Raw genomic sequence first — 1,039 nt, 5'->3', positions numbered from 1 at the left:
TCAGCCACACCGAGATCAGCGGCAAGGTGGACGTGGAAGTGAGCCTGCCGGGCGATGCCAAGGCCGGGGACACCCTCAAGGTGAGCGGCCAGGCCGACCGCCTGTTGACCGATGCCGACATCACGGCGGGCAAGGTGGGTTACGAGGTTGACCGTCCGGCGGACGGCGTGACGCTGACCGTGACCGCCACCATCGTGGACGCGGCGGGCAACGTCTCGCTGCCGGGCAGCGACAGCGCCACCATGGGCGACACCACCGCGACCGGTGCGCCGACCGTGGTCATCACCGAAGACGTGAACAACGACGGCACCATCAGCAACACCGAGATCAGCGGCAAGGTGGACGTGGCAGTGAGCCTGCCGGGCGATGCCAAGGCCGGGGACACCCTCAAGGTGAGCGGCCAGGCCGACCGCCTGTTGACCGATGCCGACATCACGGCGGGCAAGGTGGGTTACGAGTTTGACCGTCCGGCGGACGGCGTGACGCTGACCGTGACCGCCACCATCGTGGACGCGGCGGGCAACGTCTCGCTGCCGGGCAGCGACAGCGCCACCATGGGCGACACCACCGCGGCCGGTGCGCCGACCGTGGTCATCACCGAAGACGTGAACAACGACGGCACCATCAGCCACACCGAGATCAGCGGCAAGGTGGACGTGGCAGTGAGCCTGCCGGGCGATGCCAAGGCCGGGGACACCCTCAAGGTGAGCGGCCAGGCCGACCGCCTGTTGACCGATGCCGACATCACGGCGGGCAAGGTGGGTTACGAGTTTGACCGTCCGGCGGACGGCGTGACGCTGACCGTGACCGCCACCATCGTGGACGCGGCGGGCAACGTCTCGCTGCCGGGCAGCGACAGCGCCACCATGGGCGACACCACCGCGACCGGCACCCCGACCGTGGTCATCACCGAAGACGTGAACAACGACGGCACCATCAGCCACACCGAGATCAGCGGCAAGGTGGACGTGGAAGTGAGCCTGCCGGGCGATGCCAAGGCCGGGGACACCCTCAAGGTGAGCGGCCAGGCCGACCGCCT

General features: G+C 68.9%; 1 protein-coding gene. It reads left to right on the top strand.

What is annotated here, in order from left to right:
* On the top strand, nt 1–1,039 hold a 1,039-nt coding region (locus tag MUW49_RS21535; RefSeq protein WP_244813224.1), incomplete at both ends, for a hypothetical protein.

Source organism: Aeromonas sp. LsrichE-8G (genome assembly GCF_022869435.1).
Classification (GTDB): domain Bacteria; phylum Pseudomonadota; class Gammaproteobacteria; order Enterobacterales; family Aeromonadaceae; genus Aeromonas; species Aeromonas caviae.
Note: the sequence above shows the minus strand (reverse complement) of the source record. Positions and strands in the feature narration are given on the sequence as shown.